Source organism: Streptomyces sp. R21 (genome assembly GCF_041051975.1).
Classification (GTDB): Bacteria; Actinomycetota; Actinomycetes; order Streptomycetales; family Streptomycetaceae; genus Streptomyces.
In genome coordinates, this window is sequence record NZ_CP163435.1 from 471,550 (window position 1) to 491,600 (window position 20,051).

The 20,051-nt window shown below is 67.8% G+C and carries 14 protein-coding genes and 3 pseudogenes; 8 read left to right on the plus strand and 9 right to left on the minus strand.

Features of this window, described 5'->3' with window-relative positions:
* Window positions 1–260 precede the first annotated feature (260 nt).
* The gene (locus AB5J56_RS02315; RefSeq protein WP_369229482.1) at window positions 261–1,364 is read left to right on the plus strand and encodes a DUF4037 domain-containing protein; all 1,104 of its coding nucleotides are present in this window, start codon (window positions 261–263) and stop codon (window positions 1,362–1,364) included.
* A 550-nt stretch (window positions 1,365–1,914) separates the two neighbouring features.
* Entirely contained in the window at window positions 1,915–2,478 is a 564-nt protein-coding gene (locus AB5J56_RS02320; protein WP_369229484.1) for a hypothetical protein, read from the plus strand.
* Window positions 2,479–2,554: 76 nt separating this feature from the next.
* Here AB5J56_RS02320 and AB5J56_RS02325 read toward each other — a convergent pair whose 3' ends face one another.
* Both AB5J56_RS02325 and AB5J56_RS02330 read right to left on the minus strand, forming a co-directional pair.
* A complete protein-coding gene (locus AB5J56_RS02325) occupies window positions 2,555–2,797 on the minus strand; it encodes a chaplin (protein ID WP_369229486.1) in 243 nt (80 codons plus the stop codon).
* A gap of 100 nt (window positions 2,798–2,897) precedes the next feature.
* Complete coding sequence (locus AB5J56_RS02330) at window positions 2,898–3,350, minus strand: flavodoxin family protein (RefSeq protein WP_369229488.1); 453 nt, start codon at window positions 3,348–3,350, stop codon at window positions 2,898–2,900.
* A 41-nt stretch (window positions 3,351–3,391) separates the two neighbouring features.
* Here AB5J56_RS02330 and AB5J56_RS02335 point away from each other — a divergent pair, with 41 nt between their 5' ends.
* Window positions 3,392–3,604 carry a hypothetical protein gene (locus AB5J56_RS02335; protein ID WP_369243171.1) on the plus strand — a complete coding sequence of 71 codons (213 nt, stop codon included), beginning with the start codon at window positions 3,392–3,394 and terminating at the stop codon, window positions 3,602–3,604.
* 86 nt (window positions 3,605–3,690) lie between these two features.
* Here AB5J56_RS02335 and AB5J56_RS02340 read toward each other — a convergent pair whose 3' ends face one another.
* From AB5J56_RS02340 to AB5J56_RS02355, 4 genes and pseudogenes are all read right to left on the minus strand, one after another.
* Window positions 3,691–7,767 carry a beta-galactosidase gene (locus tag AB5J56_RS02340; protein WP_369229490.1) on the minus strand — a complete coding sequence of 1,359 codons (4,077 nt, stop codon included), beginning with the start codon at window positions 7,765–7,767 and terminating at the stop codon, window positions 3,691–3,693.
* Window positions 7,768–8,114: 347 nt separating this feature from the next.
* Complete coding sequence (locus tag AB5J56_RS02345) at window positions 8,115–8,480, minus strand: transposase (protein ID WP_369229492.1); 366 nt, start codon at window positions 8,478–8,480, stop codon at window positions 8,115–8,117.
* Window positions 8,481–8,500: 20 nt separating this feature from the next.
* Window positions 8,501–8,764: pseudogene (locus AB5J56_RS02350) on the minus strand (transposase); the annotation flags it as partial.
* 178 nt (window positions 8,765–8,942) lie between these two features.
* The gene (locus AB5J56_RS02355) at window positions 8,943–9,668 is read right to left on the minus strand and encodes an SDR family NAD(P)-dependent oxidoreductase (protein WP_369229494.1); all 726 of its coding nucleotides are present in this window, start codon (window positions 9,666–9,668) and stop codon (window positions 8,943–8,945) included.
* Window positions 9,669–9,773: 105 nt separating this feature from the next.
* Between AB5J56_RS02355 and AB5J56_RS02360 the strand changes: the two genes are divergently transcribed.
* Complete coding sequence (locus AB5J56_RS02360; protein WP_369229496.1) at window positions 9,774–10,613, plus strand: LysR family transcriptional regulator; 840 nt, start codon at window positions 9,774–9,776, stop codon at window positions 10,611–10,613.
* A gap of 210 nt (window positions 10,614–10,823) precedes the next feature.
* Window positions 10,824–11,363: a hypothetical protein gene (locus tag AB5J56_RS02365; RefSeq protein ID WP_369229498.1), complete on the plus strand. Its 540-nt coding sequence runs from the start codon at window positions 10,824–10,826 to the stop codon at window positions 11,361–11,363.
* A gap of 473 nt (window positions 11,364–11,836) precedes the next feature.
* Here AB5J56_RS02365 and AB5J56_RS02370 read toward each other — a convergent pair whose 3' ends face one another.
* Window positions 11,837–12,838, minus strand: a complete 1,002-nt coding sequence (locus tag AB5J56_RS02370) for an ArsR/SmtB family transcription factor (protein WP_369229500.1) — start codon at window positions 12,836–12,838, stop codon at window positions 11,837–11,839.
* Between the two features lie 504 nt (window positions 12,839–13,342).
* Between AB5J56_RS02370 and AB5J56_RS02375 the strand changes: the two are divergent.
* From AB5J56_RS02375 to AB5J56_RS02385, 3 genes and pseudogenes are all read left to right on the plus strand, one after another.
* Window positions 13,343–13,891: pseudogene (locus tag AB5J56_RS02375) on the plus strand (MFS transporter); the annotation flags it as partial.
* 1 nt (window position 13,892) lies between these two features.
* A pseudogene (locus AB5J56_RS02380) lies at window positions 13,893–14,270 on the plus strand (response regulator transcription factor); the annotation flags it as partial.
* Window positions 14,271–14,789: 519 nt separating this feature from the next.
* Window positions 14,790–16,736, plus strand: a complete 1,947-nt coding sequence (locus AB5J56_RS02385) for an alpha-L-fucosidase (RefSeq protein WP_369229502.1) — start codon at window positions 14,790–14,792, stop codon at window positions 16,734–16,736.
* Between the two features lie 265 nt (window positions 16,737–17,001).
* Here AB5J56_RS02385 and AB5J56_RS02390 read toward each other — a convergent pair whose 3' ends face one another.
* A complete protein-coding gene (locus AB5J56_RS02390; protein WP_369229504.1) occupies window positions 17,002–17,967 on the minus strand; it encodes an expansin EXLX1 family cellulose-binding protein in 966 nt (321 codons plus the stop codon).
* Between the two features lie 278 nt (window positions 17,968–18,245).
* Entirely contained in the window at window positions 18,246–20,051 is a 1,806-nt protein-coding gene (locus tag AB5J56_RS02395) for an alpha-L-fucosidase (protein ID WP_369229506.1), read from the minus strand.

Genomic DNA, 20,051 nt, shown 5'->3' on the forward strand with positions numbered 1-20,051 from the left:
CGTCGGCTGGCGCCCGCTTCCTCGGCCAACTGGGGCCAGGCGCCTGCTCATGAGGGTGATAGCGGCCCAGGTGATCAGTGCGTGTTTCTCATCCCGCGGTTCGTAACGATGTCTGTAACCACTTGTTTGGGCTGCACTGCACGGATGGGAGGTGGCTCCACCCTGTAGGAGGTTGATGTGGCCCCACGGGTGAGCGGGCGGGGGCTGTCACGGCGGATATCCGGTGGCGTTGGGGTGAGTAGGTCCAGGACTGTTGGGCTATGACGATCTCCGGGGCCCCGTTCATGCCTGGCATCGAGTTGTCTGAGGTCTTGTATGAGGAGGCGGTGAGACCGATCCTTCGGGATGCATTTCCCGGGCTGCGCTACGCGGCTGCTCGGATCGGTAGCGGCTCTGAGGTGCTGGGCTTCGACACGTCGCGGTCTGCAGACCACGAGTGGGGCCCGCGGCTGGAGATCTTCCTGACAGCCGAGGACAACGCTCAGCACGGTGCTGCAATCCGCCGCACCCTGGCTGAAAGGCTGCCGAAGGAAATTCGGGGCTGGCCCACCCACTTCCAGGAGAGCGACGATCCGCTGGATCCGGTCGGCCGGATGCAGTTGACCGACGGCCCGGTGAACCATCGCGTAGACATGTACGACGTGGACGGATGGCTGGCCGAACAGCTCGGAGTGCGTTCGGCCGGTGCAAAGCTGACCACTCGTGAATGGCTGGCGGTGCCTCAACAACGGCTTGCTGAGACCACTGGTGGAGCGGTGTTCCATGACGGGCTCGGCACTCTCACCGATGTCCGGCGGCGGCTGGCGTGGTACCCGTACCAGGTATGGCGGTATCTGCTGGCTTGCCAGTGGCAGCGCATCTCGCAGGAAGAAGCGTTCGTGGGTCGCTGCGCGGAAGTCGGTGATGACATCGGTTCGGCCGTCGTGGCCGCTCGTCTGGTTCGTGATCTGATGCGCCTTTGCCTGTTGCTGGAGCGCCGCTACGCCCCCTACAGCAAGTGGCTTGGCAGTGCTTTCGGCCAGCTCCCTGCGGCGAAGGCGCTCAAGCCGGCTCTTCAGGGCGCGCTGGCCGCGACGGACCACCGGACCCGGGAGGCGCATCTGTGCGATGCCTATGAGAATGTCGCTGCCCTTCAGAACGCATCGGGACTCAACGCGCCAGTGGACCCGAAGCGGCGGCCCTACCACTCGCGCCCATTCCAGGTTCTGGGCGCCGAGCGTTTCGCGCAGGGGCTTGCGGAGACGGTCACGGACCCGAGTCTTCGGACGTTGGCGCTCGTGGGAAGCGTGGACCAGTGGGCAGACAGCACGGATCTGATCAACCAGCCCCAAGCCATTCAGGACGCAGCACACGCTCTCAAATGAGAGACGGCAGGGCTGAGACGGGCACTGCCCGAACGGCTGTGACTCGTTCCGGCTTGAGCGGTCGTAGCTGGCCCTCGGGATCCGACGACGTGCCCTCTTCGGAGTGAATGCGCCGCTCCGTCCACCTGACGACGGGAGGCCCGAAACGGTTGCGCGAGCATGCCGAAGAGGTCGTCGAACCGGCCCGCGTACTCCTCCAACGGCCCCGGCGCGGGCGGACACGGACGGCGAGCAGTCATCTCCAGCCCCCCACCACCAAGACAGTCGACTTCTACCACCGGCCTACGACCAAACCGACCTGCCGTCGACCCGCACCACCGCCGGATATAACGAACTACCGGTAGTGGCCGGAACCCTCCCCGCGCGCACGCGAGCCACCTTCTGGGGGTATCCCTACCTCAGGCGCCAAGGCACTTGAGGGTGGGGGGAGTTGGCCCTGGTGACGCAGAGACGACGGAGGTACGAGAAACGCGTTTCGCACCGTTCACGGAGGCGGGAGGCAATCGGTGCGCTGCGTGCACAGGGACGCTACGGACCTGGACTTCGCGAGGTGCTGCCCGCCCTCATCGCGGTCGTCCTCGTCGTGTGCGGGGTCGTGGCCGGCCTGGCCGTCGCGTACCGCGCTCTCGGTACCGGTGCACTCGTCGGCGGGCTGGCACTGCTCGCCGTAGTCACTGCGGCCGCAGTCCGGCATCACCGTCCGCTGGCTCGTCGACGCCTTGGCTTCTACACACCCGAGGAGATCGCCGAACTGGATGTGCAGGGTCTCGCCCTGGCCGTGTCCCGGATACTGCGCCGGGACGGCTGGCGAGCACTCACCCAGGCTGATGCGCAGGGCCATCCACGAGTCCGCGCACGCAACCGTCTCGGTCAGCGTCTGGAGGTGGCCTTCCGGCCGGTGGCCGAGCCGCTGCCCGACGAGGAAGCGCCGAGCCGAGCCGTACGCACGGTCAGCTCGGGGCCGCATCTTCGTCTCGTCGTGCATCGGGGGAACTTCAGCCGACGTGACGTGCGATGGGCGCGCCGGCAGGGCGGTATCCAGCTCATCGACGGTCAGCGCCTCAGGCGCTGGGCCCACGGCATTCCCTTGCACCGGCTGTCCGACGTTCCGTGACGCGCGGAGCAAGCCGTGGGCGCAAGGCCCGCGGCTCGTTCACGGGTGGAAATGATGGCGGTTTCCGTACGGCCCGTCAGTCCTCGTTCTCGCAGTGGTTGCCCACCGCGGGGTTGAGCAGACCGATGACGTTGATGGTGTTGCCGCACACGTTGAGGTCCAGGTCCACGGGTACCTGAATGACGTTTCCGGAAAGCACGCCCGGGCTGTCGACGGCGACACCGACAGGATCAGGATGCGGGTCCGCGCTCGCCGTGCCGGCACACAGCATCAACGCCGCCCCCGCCAGACCCACCGCGGCCGTCAGACGCTTCCTCATGGAGAACTCCTGTCACTCGGAGAGGTATGTTCTTCCACGCTGAGGGTGCTTCGGGGGGTCCCGACACTCTTCGGCGTCCGAACGGGTGGCGGCTGCCGGGTCAGGCCATCAGGCCGGCGGCGACCGTGGCCCCGAGTTCCCAGCAGGCCTCGATGCCGGTCTTGTCCGGCTCGCCGGTCAGCATCACCGGGTCCGCCGCGCGCCGCCAGCCCAGGCCTGTCGTGATCGACTCGATGCCGCGCACCGCTCCCGTCACATCGTTCCCGCCGTGCACGTAGTAGCCGAAGAGCCTGCCGCGCGTCTCGTCCAGGCAGGGGTAGTAGACCTGGTCGAAGAAGTGCTTGAGGGCGCCGGACATGTAGCCGAGGTTCGCCGGTGTGCCCAGGAGATAGCCGTCGGCGGCCAGGACGTCCGACGCGGTGGCGGACAGGGCCGCGCGCCGTACGACCCGCACGTTCTCGATTTCCGGGGTCGTCGCGCCGGAGACGACGGCTTCGAACATCGCCTGGCAGTTGGGCGAGGGGGTGTGATGCACGATCAGCAAGGTGGCCACCCGGCGAACCTACCCTTCGGCCGGGACACCTGGACACGAAGGTGAGCACCGCACCGTTGGAATCCCCCACCACCGTCGTGAAGATCGGCTCGACGTACCACGCGTTCCTGAAGAGCACCTCCACCAAGTCCATCGACTTCGCCACCTCCAGCAGCCTGACCGGCCCTTGGACCATCACCAAGACCGGCAACCGGGTCTGGGCCGATGACAGGCTCAGAGCCAGACCGAAGGTATCGAGATCCGGGCCCGGCTGACAGCAACGGCGAGGAACCACGATGACCGCTCCCACGGAGCGCTCATCGTGGCCCTCGCCGTCGAAGCCGGGCTTGCGTGAGGGGCACTACCCACACGTCAGCGTGGGCAGCCCCCAGTCACCGTGGTCGCTGCCGTTGCCGTCGCCGCCGTCGCCGACCTTGAGGTCGATCATCTGGGCGCCGCTGACGTCCACGTCGATCGGCACGGCAGCTTGTTTGCCGTGGATCGTCGGCGTGGTCACCAAGGTCTTGCCGTCGGCCGTCACGGAGAACGTCACCGTTCCCGCGCCGTTGGTCTCGTCGTCCACACCGACCTCGGCCGTCAACCGCGAGCAGTTCCCCGCGAGATAGAGCTGGATGTCGCCGTCCGCGTGGGTGCCCAGGCCCTTGGCGTAGCTCGCGCCTGCGATGCTGATCGGACGGCCGTCGCCGGCTGCCTGCTCACCGACGCTGGTGTCACGCTCGACCGGACCCCACCCGTTGGTGGACGAGAAGAACGGCAGGTCGCTCACTGCGTTCTTCCCGGCCGGTGGAGCAGGCGGGATCGCGCCGACGATGCGCTCGTCCGTACCGGTGGCCTGCCGTGCGTTCTGCCGGTAGTGGACAGTCGCGGTGAGTGCCGAGGCGGATGGCAGCTTCCCCGCCGGCGGCTGGATTTTCCAGGTGAAGGTGGCCGACTGGCCGGGTTGCAGGCGCTCGACCGACGCGGGGGTCGCGGCGCTCACGTCCCAGCCGTCGGGCGCGGAGAGCGAGGCCGTCAGCCGGGAGGCGGACGGTTTGTCCTTCGGTACCCGCACCGTCGCCTCGGCCGTGAAAGTCCGTCCCGACTGGGCGGTGTCGGGCACGTCCAGGGTGACATCCGCTCCCGGCCGCTTCGGCATCGCGTATGTGTGGGCGTCGTAGCGGGGGCTGTCGTTCTGTGCGACGTGCAGGGACGAGGCGTAGCTGCCGTAGTTGGTGAGCGACACCTTGCCGAGGCCGCCGGTGCTGCCGTCCAGGTTCCATACGGCAATGGCGATGCTGTTGCGGCCGTTCGGGTTCAGGATCCCGTTCGGCACCGGGAACGTGTGCTGCGGCCCGAGGTAGTTGACGTAGTTGCCGACCTGCCAGCCGTTCACGAAGATCGTGGCCCGGTACTTGCGTGACGGGTCGTCGGTGAACGTCAGCCCGAGCGACGTGTCCTGGCCGTGCGGCAGGTCCAGGGCGACGTCGGAGCGGTACCAGGAGACGCCGGGACGGGTGTCGGTCGTCGGAAGGGACGTCTTCTGCCACTTGCCGTCCGGGTAGCCGGGCAGGGACCAGCCGGCCCGCTCGCCGTACAGGCCGCCCGTCGAGAGCGGCCCGCGCACCGTGTCCTGCAGGTCCTCGCCGCCGCGTACGCCCTGCAGCCGCCAGGTGACGGCGGTCAGCGGTGCCCCGGTGAGGGAGGCGCTGGTCAGGCCGCGCGCTGCCTTGTTGCCGTTGGTCGAGTTGTAGTCCTCCTCGTGTCCCATGTTCACGGTGAGTACGGAAATGACGTTGTCACCCTTGGACTTGAGCGCATCGGCCGGGAAGGCGAAGTCGGCTCTGCCTGTGGTGGAGCTGCCCAGGAAGGTGCCGTTGAGCCAGGCGGAGAACGCCTGCGCCCCTCCGCCGGAGTCCGAGACCAGGCGGATGCCGGTCTCCTTGCCGGTGGTGTGGAAGCGGCCGCGGTACCACGTGTTGCCGGTGTGGAAGTCGTAGTCGTCCGCGTAGAGCACCGGCAGCGCGTTGACGCCGGAGACACTGTTGGTGGTCGTCTTGTCGGCCACCTGCCAGCTGGTGTCGTCGAAACCGGGGGCCGCTTCGGGCGACTCGTCGCTGTGCTTCCAGTCGGTGAGTGCCGGCAGGTGTATCGGGGCCGCCGTCGGGATCTTCCCGGTGAGGCTCCCCGTGCCGCCGGCCCGGGTGTCGACGGTCCGGCCGTTCCAGGTGATGTGGTCGGCGGAGGTGAACACCTCGATGTTCTTGTCGTCGGCGTTGTCGCCGGTGAGTGCCAGGGTGCGGTCGCCGTTCAGGCTGGTCGCCGTCCGCAGCAGGTGGCTGCCGCGCACGAGGACAGGGCCGGTCGCTGTGTCCTGACGCCAGAAGGTCTTGGCCGTGGCCTTGTCGCCGAGGAGCAGGTCGAGCGGGCGCTGTCCGCCGCCGGTGATGCTGACGCGGATCAGGTCCTTGTGCGTGTAGTTCAGCCGAAGGTCGCCGGTGGCCGCGTCCCAGGTCGTCGTGACCGGGCCGCCGCTGGAGGTCACCGTCGGCTTGGAGGCGTAGCGCAGCACGGTCTCGCCGTCGCTGCCCGCATCACCGTAGAGCACGGCGACGTCCCGGTCACCGATGGTCGCGCTGGTCATGATCTCCGAGGTCGAGTACTGCAACTGTGAGTCGCCGAGCCGGTAGTTGGCCACGATCACGTGTGAGTCGCGTCCGTCGAGCGTGATCGCGGTGCCCGGCTGCTGGGGCACGACCGGGTAGGTCGGCTCCGCTGCGGCGGTACCCGTCGGTACGTCGATGGCGTCGATGGACACGTAGTTGTCGGTGGAGCCCGAGCTGTGTGTCCCGTCGACGACGATCTTCAGGGTGTGGGCGCCGTCCGGCAGGCCGGTCTTCTGGAAGACCACTGCCTGGTTCTCGCTGCCGGAGTCGTCGACCGTCGCGACCTTGGTGCCGTCGAGGTAGACGTCGGCCTTGCCGTGGTTGTTGGTCTTCGGGCCGATCCAGCGGATCGCGGTGCCGTCGAAGGGGACGGTCACCGAGTCACCGGCCTTGTTGGAGAAGGACTCGGTGTGCTTGTAGTCGCCCCCGGTGTAGCTCTGGTCGGCCACGTGCGACCACGAACCGGTGTACTGCAGCGTTGAGTCGGGGTCGTCCCAGGTGTACGTGGTGTCGGCGGAGGGCTGGGCGTTGAAGTCCAGCGCGATGTGGGTCTTGTCGACCGCGGTGGACGTGGAGTTGCCGTGCCGCAGGACGTGGAACTGCGTCTTGGTGTCGGGGTTCATCCGGGCGGTGTCGACGACCGCGGAGTCGTCCGGCGGTGTGGCCCTGATCGTCTCGGTCTTGGTCAGCGGTGCGACCGACTGGGTGAAGTACCCGATCAGCTTGTCCTCGTCGTACTTCGGGTCGAGCTCTCGGTTCTCGCGGATCGCGGCGCCGTAGTCGTAGGACGTGTAGTTCTGCGGCATGCCCAGCCAGCCCCAGTTGGTGCCACCGTAGGTCATGTAGAAGCTCTGCGCGGTGGCGCCGACGGCTATGTTCTGCTTGTAGAACACGTTGGCGAACTGGTCGTTGATCAGCTGGGCGCACTTGTCGTAGCCCGGCCCGCCCCAGGGGTCGAAGGCGCCGCCCTGGAACTCCGGCGAGTACAGCGGCCTGCCGGCGGGGTGGTCGTAGCTGATGTCCGGAACACCGTTCCACTTCGAGGGGTTCGAGCAGTCGAAGCCCTGCGGGTAGGAGTCGGGGCCGTCGACGTCCAGGGCGCCGGTACCGGAGTTGAAGGTGCCGTTGTTGTTGCCGGTCAGCGGCACGGTGATGCCGTCGGCGCGGGCCTTGTCCTCCAGGTGCTTCATGTAGGAGTGGCCGGCGGCCGAGCCGTTGTAGTACTCGTTCTCGACCTGGTAGGCGATGACGGAGCCGGTCCCGTTGGTCAGTTGGTGACGGGCGATGATCCGGTCGATCTGGGTCAGCCATTCGTCCGCGTACTTCAGGAACCGCGGATCGTCACTGCGGTTGTTCCCCGCCTTGGTGGTCAGCCAGCCGGGCAGCCCCCCGCTGTCGACCTCCGCGTTGATGTACGGCGCCGGGCGGGCGATGACGTAGAGCCCGGCTTCCTCGGCCATGTCGAGCAGCTTGTCGACGTCACGCACCCCGCTGAAGTCGTACACACCCGGCTTCGGCGAGTGGTATCCCCAGTCGAAGTACAGCGACGTGGAGTTGAAGCCTGCGGCCTTCATCTTCTGGAAGATGTCGCGCCACAGGTCCGGGCTCGGGAGCCGGAAGTAGTGGAACTCGCCGGACCAAAGGTAGGTCCGCTTGCCGTCGACGAGGAACGAGTAGCCGTCGATACTCACCGTGTGCGCCCGCGGACTGGCGGCGGGCGCGGCGGCGGGCGCCTGTGCGCCCACGTCCCGCGCCGCCGCGGCGGGCGCGCTCATGCCCGCGGCCAGGGCGATGGTCGCGGCGGTCGCGAGGATCGCCCTCCACCCTCTCCGGCGACCGGGCCTCGTAACTTCTGAACTGATCCGATTACCCCGCACTGCGGCCCTCCATACGGCCCGAACAATCAGTATCAAACAGACTCAGGCAAAGTCGAACAGTAGGGCGCCACAAGGCTCAACACAATGGGGCGGGAAGAGACAGATGAGAATGGCGGGTCTGCATATCCCTTGCACGCAGGGCCGGTTGCCCCGGCCTGGGCGCAGCCACGGCCGATCGCCGTCTCAACTACCTGTTTCGACAAGGCTCTTTTCGGCCAGAAGGTCCATAAGAGCTCGTAACGGGATCATGAGCGGGTCTTCTTGAGGCGTCGCCAGCAGACGAGGCTGCGGGCCAGGGAGACGAAGGCGTCGTGGGGTTCGGCGCGGCGTTCCCAGCGGACGGCGAGGCGCGTGAAGTGGTGGAGCAGGGCAAAGGTCTGCTCCACGACGTAGCGGAGCTTGCCGATGCCCTTGACGTTCGGGGCGCCTTTGCTGGAGATGACGGGAAGGATCCGGCGCTTGCGGAGTTCGTCGCGGTTGGGGTGGGAGTCGTAGCCCTTGTCGCCGAGCAGGGCCTCTGGACGTCGGCCGGGGACGGCCGGGGCGGCCTGCGACGGTGGGTCGCCGCCGACGAAAGCGCGGGTCTGGGTGACGTCGTTGACGTTGGCCACGGCGGTACACCCTTCTTCACATCCCGGGCCTCGTCCAGCAGCAGCACCACTTCGTCCTGACCAAGGCGGTCGATGACGAACCGGCGGACGCCGTCCCGAACTCCGTCGTGACCCCACGCGCCACGAGACAAGAACGCCTGCATCACCGCCGATGTGGCATCCCCGATCTGCTCGGCGATGGTCCAGCAGTTCTTGCGCGGTAGCTCGGCCAACAGCCCCCGCACCATCCGTTCGGCCGTGCGCCGCGACTCCACCCTGCCGAACCGCCCAGCCACCGTTCCCATCGATTCCCTGAGCACCGACTCGGCCCGACCGGGGCCAAGTGTGTGGCCGGCGGCCACCGCAGAACTCTTCGTCGACGTCACAGATCGCAATGATCTGCGGTGGCCGCCACGTCTCGCCAGCCCCTCCCACCACACCAGCAACGAACATCAGCTGGACTACTAGGGGCCGGTGAGCCTGTCACCAGGGCACTGTTCCAGCGTCGTTGAAGAATCCGCCGGTCGGTCCGTCGTCGGGCAGGGTCGCGAGGTGAATCGCGATCGCCGCGCCCTGGTGGGGAGTGCGGACGCCCTGGAAGCCGTTGAGGTCGGTGGCGGTGAAGCCGGGACAGCCGGAGTTGATCAGGATGTTGGTGTCGCTCAGTTCCTTGGCGTATTGGACGGTGACGGCGTTGAGGAAGGTCTTGGACGCCAAGTACGCAGCGGGAACCGGGCCCATGCCGATGCCGGGCGTGGTCTGCAGGGTGAGCGAGCCGACGCTGCTGGACATGTTCACGATCCGCGGCGATGCCGAGCCGCGCAGCATGGGCAGCATCGCGTTGGTGACGCGCACGACCCCGATCACGTTGGTTTCCACGACGACTCGTACGGTCGCGGGATCGACCGTGGTGGGCGTCTGCGGCATACCACCAGTGATCGCGGCGTTGTTGACCAGGACGTCGAGCCCTCCGACGCGGTCGGCGACCAGCTCGGCCGCGGCGGCCACACTTGCGTCGTCTGCCACGTCGAGCGGAACGCCGAACGCATCGGTCCCGGCCGCGCGCAGCTTCTCCACCGCGGTGTCGCGGCGCTGTTGATCCCGCGCGCCCACGCCGACTCGCCAGCCGAGGGCGCCCAGGCCCGCCGCGATCTCGTATCCGATTCCTTTGTTCGCACCGGTCACCAGCGCGATCGTCTGTTCACTCATGTCATCAATCGTGGTGCGGACTCGGGTGGGACGTCCAAGACCGACTGGGTGGGCGGCGATACCGCACGGATATCGGTCGTGGTGAGCGCCGGATACGATGACGCGGTGGAGACGCGAGAGTTGCGATACTTCGTCGCCGTCGCGGAGGAGTTGCACTTCGGGCGGGCGGCGCAGCGGCTCGCCATGGCGCAACCACCGCTGTCGCGGGCGATCCAGCAGCTCGAGCGGCGGCTCGGAGTCGTTCTGCTGCACCGCACTGCTCGCACAGTCACCTTGACCGAGGCCGGGTCGGTGCTTCTGCTGGAGGCCCGGGCCGCACTCGACGCGGTCGAAGCCGCCGAGCGCCGCACCCGCCGCGCAGCTGCCGAATCGCCCGGTGTGGTGCTGGCCACGAAAGCCGGAGCGTCCAGCGAACTGTTGTCGAAGCTGCTGGACGCCTACGCCGCCGAGCCCGGCGCGGTCGCCGTCGAGGTGATGCTGTGCGGGCCCGGCGAGCAGGAAAGGCTGCTGCGCGACGGGCGTGCCGACGTTGCTCTGCTCCAGCGGCCCTTCGACACGACGTCCGGACTCGACACCGAGGACCTGCACACCGAACAGCAGGTCGTGGTCCTGCCCGCCGGGCACCCCCTGGCCAACCGACCCCATATGTCGATAGCCGAGGTCACCACCCTGACGGACCTGCCCCTGCCGCGCTGGCCTCGACGGGGCGGGGGCTATCCCGACGGACTTGGCCCGCAAGTGCGCGACCACACCCAGCTGTTCCAGCTGATCGCGCTCGGACGGGCCTGCGCGGTCGTGCCCGAGTCCCTCCGAGCCCACCTGCGCGACGATCATGCAACGGTGCCGGTGCCGGACGCACCGACTGTCACGACCGTCATCGCCTGGCCACCACACAGCAGATCCAAAGCCGTCGCCGACCTGGTCCGCACCGCGACATGCCTCTAGCCAACGGCAAGAGCGGGCAGCCAGAGGACTGGTGTGAATCGTGGGTGCCAAACCCCCTACCGTGATCGACAGGGGTCTTTTGCGAGGTGGGCCTAGTACTACACCACCAGCGCACCGCCCAGCGACGCCACTACCAGCGACGATGGGCAACATCCCTATGACACATATCGAACCTCAGCTGAAGTACTAGCCGAACCGGAAGGCCCTGTCATGGCGCTTCTTGCCGAATACAGCGTCTCCGCCACCCCCGGCCGCTGCACGGTCGAGGTCTACGACGCCGACGCCTACCTCGGCGATGGAGCCGCCCTCAAAGCCGCAGAGCAGCAGGTGGTAGCCGGCAACGGCTACCACCTGTACCTCCTGAGCCTCCAACCCGCCATTGATGTGACCGTCACGATCCGCATCTGGGACAGCCCGCCGACGCCGCCCGCCGACGCCGAAGGCCACACCCCCGTCACACTGGAATCCGCGACCGGCACCCTCGTCGTCAACCAGCTCACCTTCGGCCCCGCCGGTGAAATGCCCCTCCCCCGCCCCGGCGTCTACGAAGGCCACGCCTGGTGGACCGGACGCCAGGCAGCCGCCGACTACTACGCAACCTTCTTCGACCAGGACACCGACGACTGGCCCCTCGAGCAGATCCAGCAGTTCTGGAACCAGTGCCCGGCAGACGAACGCTACGTCCTCGACCTCGCCTACACCCGCGAACCCGAACCGGACGAAGAGGAGGACGAGGACGAGGAGTTCTGACGGTGTCCGATTCGGCGGGGAAGGGCGTGCTCAGCCGCCCGCGGAGGACCCGGTTTGGTGCGACGATGCGTGCCGACCTCGATGCCCAGCATGCGAGGGGCCGGCCGGGGCCGCCCGTCACACCAGAGGCTGCTGGCCCGCCGCATCCGGCACCTGACCGAGGAGATCGACGATCTCAACAAGCGGATAGCCGAGACAGTCGAAGTCAGTACGCCAGACCTGCTGGAAGTCCGCGGCGTCGCCCCGGACAGCGACGCTGGCCTGCTCATCCCGGCCGGCGACAACCTCGAGCGACTCCTCAGCGAGGCGTCCTTCGCAGCCTTATGCGGCACCAGCCCGGTCGCCCGCGGTGACGGGTCCCGTCACGCCGACCGGTCAGAGCGTGGGTTCTGCCGGAGGACAACCGCCAACGTTTCGAGGACCACCGCAACGTGCCCGGCCGGGTCCCTCCCCGCCTCGGCCCGGTCGTCCCGTCAGGCGAGGGGGTGCCTCTGCTCCAGCAGGGCGATGCCCAGCGACGTGACCGCGTGGAGGACCGCCTTGCCCTCGCGCCGGCTGGTGATCAGATGGGCGTTGCGCAGCACCGTCGTGTGGTGGCTCGCGGTCGCCGGTGAGATGTTCAGGCGGCGGGCCAGCTCTGTGGTGCCGCACCCACCGACGGTCTCCCTCAGCACTGCGGCCCGGGTACGTCCCAGCAGGTCGTCGAGTGACAAGGCGGTGGACTCGCCGGCACCCTCCCACAACGCGGTGTCGAGCGAGGTGCCGCTGAGGGTGGGGACGGCCAGAATGGGTGCCCGGTCCGGGTCGAGTGGCGCTTGCAGAAGTTCGACCTGCTGGGTGGAGAACAACGTCGGCGCGATGACGAGACCTCGCCCGTTCAGGTGGATGTCCGCATGGCGCGGGTGGACCACTTCGAGCACGGGCGGCCGCCAGCGCACCAGCGGACCGCCGAGTGTGGTCAGGAGTCGCTCGACCCCGCCGTCGGCCATCGTGCCCGCGTACGCGGCCCGGACCTCGCTCAGACGCGAGCGCACACCGCTCCAGTAGGGGGCGACGGTGGCGCGGTGACAGGCCCTCAGTGACATGGCCACCTGGAGGCGAGCTTCCCGGTCGCCATCCACCAGATTCCGGGCCCAGGAGCGATGCGCGGGATGGAAGTCGATGGCCTCCAGTTCGATGCGCATCAGGGCACGGGGAGCCGCCATCAGGTTGTCCACCGCCTCATCGACGGACGCCGTGTCTCCCATCAGGCTCATCGCGTCGACCAGCTGACCATGCAGAGGCATCAACGCGGCGAGCGGGCCGGCCTGCCCGCCCAGCCGTCCACGTACCGATGCGTGCCAGGGGCGGAAGGCGAGAGGGGCGTCGCGGTTCTTCAACAGCTTCACGCTGTCGAACGTCTCCGCCGCCACACCGATCGTCGTGGCCACACGGGTCCGCGCCAGGTCCTCCGCCGTGAAGTGAATGCGTTTCACCAAGCGCCCCGTCCTACGCGTCATTGTTTGGCTGACAGCAGTCTCAGTTCCGGACGGAGGTCGCGCAATGATCAATCAGGCCACGCCGGTCGACCCGGGATCGCAGGCAGGCCCTTACGAGCGCATCTGCCTGTTCACCGGGCTCAGGCACCCCCGGAGGAGCTGCTGCCCGGCTACGGGGAGTCCTGACCGAGCGGTCGTCTCCGGCTGGCGTCCCCGCGGCCCAAGGGGACGCCAGCCGGGGACGTCGGACCGGGCCGGTGCGCCGAAGGCTTCCTCTGGGAGCCTCAGGCGAGGCTGAGGCGGGTGAGTGTGGTGGTCCAGTCGGTGACGATCGCTTGCCGAGCGGCGGCGAGGGTGACCTTCCCCTTGCAGACCGCGGTGTGCAGCTCCGTCTCCACCGGGTCCTTCGCATTGTTGACCCCGGGCGCTCATGACGTTGACGCTGCCGACGATCGGCTCTCGGCAGTTGCGGACAGACGCCTACGGTCCCCGCCATAATTCGACTCGCGCTGGACCCTCTACGTCAATCTCGCCTTCATCGGCGGTGTGATGCTGCTCCAGCGCACCACCCGCGACAAGACCGCCACGATCGACATCCCTGGCGCCGTCCTCGTCGGCGGCGGTCTGTTCTGCATGGTCCGGCTCACCGGCCTCGACCTGACCAGCGGCTACGCCACGGACATCACGCCGCCTCTGATCGTGGCGGGCCTCGGCCTGGTGATGGCCCCGGCGATGAGCCTGGCCACGGTCGGCGTGGGTGCCGAGGACGCCGGCGTCGCCTCTGCCGCCGTCAACACCATGCAGCAGCTCGGCGGCTCGCTCTGCACCGCCCTCCTCAACACCCTCTCCACCACCGCCGTCACCAACTACCTCTACGGCAAGAACCCCAAGGACCCCTTGGACCTCGCCCAGGCCGGCCTGGAGGGCTGCTCCACCGCCTACTGGTGGTCCGCCGCCTTCTTCGCCGACGGAGTGATCATCAGCGTCCTGCTCTACCGCCGCGGTGTCCCGGCCACCGACCCCGACACGGCACCCGTCGTCCATATGTGACGCCAGCGGCTTCCCGCTCAAGGACGCCCGACCCGAGGAACTCGTCGCGGGCATCCACGCGGTGGCGACCGGCGACGCCGTCGTGGCCCCGCGCCTGACCCGGCGCCTCCTGGACGCCTACGCCCACCAGGTGCTCGCCCCGCCCAGCCTCCCCACGGCTGAGGACCCTCGGCTGCGGACGCTCAGCGACCGCGAACGAGAGGTCCTGGTCGCCATCGGCCAGGGCTGGACGAACACCGAGATCGCCGAACGGCTGGTCCTCACCGAGTCCACGGTGAAGAAGCACGTCGACCGCGTCCTCGCCAAGATCGGGGCGCGCGACCGCGTTCAGGCCGTGATCATGGCTTACGACGCCGGACTCGTCAGGGCCAAACCGTAGCTCTGGAAGCGCATGCTGAGCCTGATGCTGCCGGGGAGGTGACGACTCGTCACTCATGCCCACGCACTCCGCGCACTGGCTGGAGACGCAGGCGCACCCGGAGCTCGCCCGAGCCGCGACGTGGCACCGGGCCCGCCACGCGGACACCGTCGGCACGGCCATGCTCGAGCCCGGTCACTCTCTTTACTCGACCTGCCTGACTGCATACCTCCTATGTATCGAGGCACTCTTCCTGAGACTCGAATGGGGCTGCCAGCTGCAATCTCTGCGTTGATCTGGGCTATTCCTGTCATAACCCTAGACAGGCCACCGGCCAATGTCCGTTAATACATCCGATGTTGCACCGTCGAACGCACGCCGTATGCAAGGCCTGTCAACACACCCCGCGCTGTCCGGCGAACCGCCGGGAGGAGCAGCCCGGTCGCCTGTCACCCCACACACCCCGCCACCCAGGCCGCCGTCGACTGTCCCAACCACGCCGTCACCGCAAGCAATTCCATCGACCCACAGGAGTGAGCCATGCCCTCATCAAGAATGTCTCGCCGTACGTTTCTCGGCGCGGCGGGTGCAGCCACCGCCGCGACCGCCCTGCCGCTCGTCCCCGGCTTCTCCGGCCTGCTGTCGCAGGCGTCAGCCGCGGACACGCAGACCAACCTGAGCAAGATGGTCGACATGCGGTTCGGCATGTTCAACCACTTCAGCCTGGGCACCTTCACCAACCAGGAGTGGGCGGAACCCAACCAGAGCCCCACCCTCTTCGCCCCGCCGAGTGTCAACTGCGCGCAGTGGGCCGACGCCGCGGCCGCCGCGAAGATGAGCTACGGCTTCCTGACCACCAGACACCATGACGGCTTCGCCCTGTGGCCGAGCGCGTACGGCACCCAGAACGTCGCGAACAGCTCGTACAAGCACGATGTCGTCCAGGCGTACTGCGACGCCTTCCGGGCGAAGGGGCTGAAGGTCGGGCTGTACTACTCGATCTGGGACCGCACCTTCGGCGTCGAGGCATGGGAGAGCCGGCACAAGGTGTCCGGGCTCCAGATCACCGATGCCATCCAGCCCAGCCACATGACCTTCATCCTCGGTCAGATCCGCGAGCTGCTCACCAACTACGGCACCATTGACATGTTCATGACTGACGGTTACGCATGGCAGATGGGGCAGCAGGCGGTCTCCTACCAGGCGATCCGTTCGCTGGTGAAAGAGCTGCAGCCGGACTGCGTCATGATCGACCTCGGCGCACTGTCGGAGCCCTTCCTCGGCGACGCGATCTTCTTCGAAGAGCCGATGGGCATCACGGCACCAGTGGGCAACACCTACGCCGCTTTGCAGGGACAGACCATCAGCAACGGCTGGTTCTGGCACCCGTCCACCCCGACTGAGGGCCTCCTGAGCAAGACCGCGATCCTCTCGCACCTGGCCGACCTGGAACCGAAGTACACCTCGTTCATCCTCAACTGCCCGCCCAACCGCAACGGCCTGCTGGACACCAACGTCGTCAACCGGCTGGCCGAGGTCGGCGCGGCGTGGAGCCCCAACACCTCAAGGCCGCCGCTGCCCACCCAGCCGCTGCGCGCCGAGCATCCCGTCACACCGGTCAACGCGTACGCCACCGGCTTCCACACCGGCGAGGGCCCGTTCAACGCCATCGACGGACTCAGCGACGCCGGCTACGAGACCTGCTGGTCGACCTGGAGCCTGCCGCTGCCACAGTCCATCACCATCGACCTGGGCGGCGTGTGGAGCAACGTCTCCACCCTGGAGTACCTGCCCAAGCAGTGGGGCCGCAACAACTCCACCGACGGTGACATCACCTCCTACACCATCCTGACCAGCACCGACGGGGTCACCTTCACCCAGGTCGCCACCGGCACCTGGGCCGGCAACAAGAAGGCCAAGCTGGTCGAGTGGCCCAACAGGAACGTGGGCTTCGTACGGATCCAGGTCAGCGCGGCCACCGGCAACTACGCCAACGTCAGCGGCGTCAGGATCGGTGGCCGGTCGCTCAAGCCGGCACTGGTGTCCACCACACTGCCCGGCGACGGCACCGTCTACCGGCTGGTCGCCCGGCACAGCGGCCAGGCCGCCGACGTGGTGGGCAGAGCCACGACCGACGGCACCCCGATCCAGCAGTGGCCCTTGCTCGACCAGACGAACCAGAAGTGGACCTTCATCAAGACCGGCGACGGCTACTACAAGATCAAGGGTGTGGGCAGCGGCAAGCTCCTGGAGATCGGAGGCCTCTCCCGCGCGGACGGCGGCACCGCCGGCATCTGGGCAGACGCCGCGGCCCCCCAGCAGCACTGGGCCGTCACACCCACCGGTGACGGGCACTTCCTGCTCATCAACCGCCATAGCGGGCTCTCGCTCGCCGTGGACGAGGCAAGCACCGCCAACGGAGCCGCCGTCGAGCAGCAGCCGTACGCGGCGTGCAGCGAGCAGCAGTGGCGGATCGTCCCCTCCTGATCCTGCCCTCCGTCCCTCGCTTCCTCCGTATGCCGTGAGGCGCGGCGGTGATGGTCCTCTGGGGGTGCGGGGCGCTTGGGCACCCCGCACCCCCAGAACGCACGCCTGCCTGACTCCCCACCAGCGTCCGGCCGTACCTCATCGGACTCCGCCCACGACCCCCGTTCTCATCCCTGATCTTGCGTGGGTATCCCCGGCGTACGGCCCTCCGGCGACGGCCAGATCACGATCGAGGGCAGCAACGGGACCGACCCCGGCGGTGGGGTCAGTGCCGGGCGAACTGGACTCCCGTCGACTGCACTACGTCCGGCCGCACGGCGATCCCGTTGATGGTCAGGCGTTCTCCGTAGATGTCGGTGAGCCTGATCGCGCTGCCGCACCCGCTGCCGTCGGGGGAGAGGAAGTAGTTGTAGTCGGTGCGCGCCAATTGGCGCCAGCTGCCGCCGCTGCGGACTTCCAGCCGTGCGAGGGGGTTGCGGTGGCCGATCGCCTGAATACCGCACCAGTAGGGGCTGGACCCGTTCTTGTAGCGGATCGAGATCGTGCCCGCCGTGCTGGGGCTCAACAGGGTCCAGGTGATTGCGACTCGGCCGGTCGAGACGGGGACCAGTTTGGCGAAGGCCTGTTCGCTGAGGTCGAGTTGGCCGGGTGCACAGGGCAGGGGGCATTCGTTGGTGATCCGGACCGTGACGGAGTTGCCGTTGGCCGTGTGGACGCGCACGTAGGCCCCGCAGGCCCTGGAGGTCTGGTAGTCGGTGGTGTTCATCGCCGCGATCATCATGTCGCTGCTGGGGCCGTAGGAGCAGGCGCCGTCTCCGACTCCGGCCTTGTAGACCGTGGCGACTCCCGGGTAGGTGACCTTGGGCCGGATCCGTCCGGCCAGGGGGGTCGTGGCAGGCGCCTTGCGCGGTGAGGCCGACGACGGCGACCTCGACGGCGCCTTGGACGGGGAGCCGGAGGCCTTGGGGGTGGCACTGGCCTTGGGGCTGGCGGAGGCCTTGGGGCTCGCGGAGGGGGACGGTGAGGACGGCTTGTGCCCGGGTGAGGCCGGGGGGTGGGTGTCCTGGGAGTTGGCGACGGCCGTGGCCGCGGCATCCTCCTTGCGGTCGGGTTGCATCGCCATGACCAGGCAGACGAGAAGTCCCGTGACGGCCAGCCCCGTGGTGGTGCCCACCATCAGCCGGCGTCTGCGCCTGCGCTGCCGCGCGGCCTGACGTGTTGTCTCGTGCATGTCCATCCGTTCGGAAGAGCGAGTCGGTGTTGCACTCCTCAGTGGCCGCCGGACGCGAAAAGGTTGCCGCCGATTTTCCGGCAGGTAGGACCCCGGAACGTGAGCAGCCGGACGGACGTGCTGGGCGCGGTCTTGGTGGTGGTTCCCCGTGCTCCCACCCTTGGGTTCTCAGGTGGGAGCACGGCCTGCTTCGGGCGCGGGTCACTGCTTGAGCGGGGTGGCTGTGCCATGTGTTCCGGGGTGGCGGGCAGGCCCGGGGCGCACCACCCCGGGGGTGTTCAGCCGATCTTGGTCATGTTCCACTGCTGCGGGGAGCCCCCGTTGGGGGTCCACTGGATGACCTGGCTGTCCGCGTCGGTGTTGCCGTTGTCCAGTGCCTTTCCGCTGTGGCGGTTGATGAGCCGGTACCCGCCGCCGCCCAGCGAGGTGATGGCCCACTGCTGCTGGTTGCTGCCGTTGTCGGTCTTCTGCACCATTCCTGCGCCGTCGCCGGTGTTGTTGTCGTCGTCGAGGGCCTTACCGCTGCGGACGCAGAGGAGCTTGTAGTAGCCGTGGCCCAGGTCGGTGACCGTCCACTGCTGGGGGGAACCGCCGTTGGAGGCCCACTGGATGACCTGGTTGCCTTCGGCGGTGGTGTTGTAGTTGTCGAGGGCCTTACCGCTCCGGGCGCAGAGGAGCCGGTAGACGCCGCCTGCCAGGACGGCCGGCGTGCCGTTGACCTCGACGCAGACGACGGAGTCGTTCGTGTTGGGCGCACTGGCCGGCACCTGGATGTTGATCTGCCCGCCGCTGATCCAGTAGTTGAGGTTGGCGGAGGGGTTGTTCATCAGGTAGATGCGGTTGATCGTGTTGTACACCTCCGGGATCTGCAGGATGCCGTTGGTGGGCCAGTTGAAGACGTGGGCGAAGAGCTTGCCGCTCTTCTTGGTGATCTTGCCCCAGGACGGCTCGGTGGCGAAGGGGCTGCCGCTGGTGCCGTGGATGCTGTCGGAGTGGGTGGCCATCCACGAGGCCAGGCCGTTCAGAACGGTCACCGACCCGGGTGTGACGGTGCCGTCGCTGCTGGTGCCGCCGTCGGGGCCTATGTTGAGCAGGTAGTTGCCGTCCCGGGAGACGACGGTGACCATCTCCCTGATGATGGTCTGGACCGAGCGGTATTGGTTCTCCTTGCCCGCGTTGTAGCCCCAGGCGTCGTTCATGGTGGCGCAGGATTCCCACGGCCGGTCAAGCGGCGCGTTGGGGATGCCGAACTCCGCGACGGCGTAGTCACCGAGACCCTGGTCCCGCTTGACGCGCTCGTTGACGATGAGATTGGGCTTGCGGTCCATCAGCCAGCGGTACAGGTCCTCGCCGTCGGGCTTGGTCCACCAGTCGCTGAGCGTGGGCTGGGAGGGGTTGCCGCACCAGTCGCCGTCGAACCACAGGATGGCCGGGTCGTAGCGGTTCAGCAGTTCCTGCAGCTGGGCCTTCATGTCGTTGATGTAGGCGGTGCGGGCGGTCAGCGACGACATGGTGGAGTAGCTCTTGTCGCTGTCGCAGGTCTGGGAGGGGTGCTGCCAGTCGAGGATCGAGTAGTAGAGCCCGAACTTGATGCCCCGGCTCTCGCACGCGGACTTCAACTGGGCCAGCAGGTCGGGCTGGAAGCCGTTGTAGTCGTGCAGGTTGTACAGCTTGGTGCCGGTGGTGTCGGTGAAGCCCGGGACGTCGGAGTCCCACATGGCGTAGCCCTCGTGGTGCTTGGCGGTGATCACGAGGTACTTCATGCCCGCGTTCTTGGCCAGATCGGCGATCGTATTGGCGTTGAAGCTGGACGGGTTGAACCCCTTGGTCACCTGGTTCTGGTAGTCGGCCTTGCTCCAGCGGCTGACGCTGAACGCCCACTCGCCCTGCTTCAGGTGGGCGTAGGACCCGAAGTGGATGAACATCCCGAACCGGGCCTGGTACCACCAGTCCAGCTTCGAGGAGACGGAGTAGGCCTCGGCCGTGGCGGGCCACAGGGTGGCAGGCAGACCGAATGCCACGGTGGTGCCGGCGAGGGTTGCGGCCTTGAGGATGGAGCGCCTGCTGAGGGGGGCGGAGGACAT

Excerpts from the sequence above, each read along its gene's own strand:
- AB5J56_RS02390 (WP_369229504.1), bottom strand. The coding sequence starts at position 17,967 with ATGCACGAGACAACACGTCAGGCCGCGCGGCAGCGCAGGCGCAGACGC.
- AB5J56_RS02340 (WP_369229490.1), bottom strand. The coding sequence starts at position 7,767 with ATGAGCGCGCCCGCCGCGGCGGCGCGGGACGTGGGCGCACAGGCGCCC.
- AB5J56_RS02355 (WP_369229494.1), bottom strand. The coding sequence starts at position 9,668 with ATGAGTGAACAGACGATCGCGCTGGTGACCGGTGCGAACAAAGGAATC.
- AB5J56_RS02395 (WP_369229506.1), bottom strand. The coding sequence starts at position 20,051 with ATGTCCTCCGCCCCCCTCAGCAGGCGCTCCATCCTCAAGGCCGCAACC.
- AB5J56_RS02385 (WP_369229502.1), top strand. The coding sequence starts at position 14,790 with ATGCCCTCATCAAGAATGTCTCGCCGTACGTTTCTCGGCGCGGCGGGT.
- AB5J56_RS02315 (WP_369229482.1), top strand. The coding sequence starts at position 261 with ATGACGATCTCCGGGGCCCCGTTCATGCCTGGCATCGAGTTGTCTGAG.
- AB5J56_RS02365 (WP_369229498.1), top strand. The coding sequence starts at position 10,824 with ATGGCGCTTCTTGCCGAATACAGCGTCTCCGCCACCCCCGGCCGCTGC.
- AB5J56_RS02325 (WP_369229486.1), bottom strand. The coding sequence starts at position 2,797 with ATGAGGAAGCGTCTGACGGCCGCGGTGGGTCTGGCGGGGGCGGCGTTG.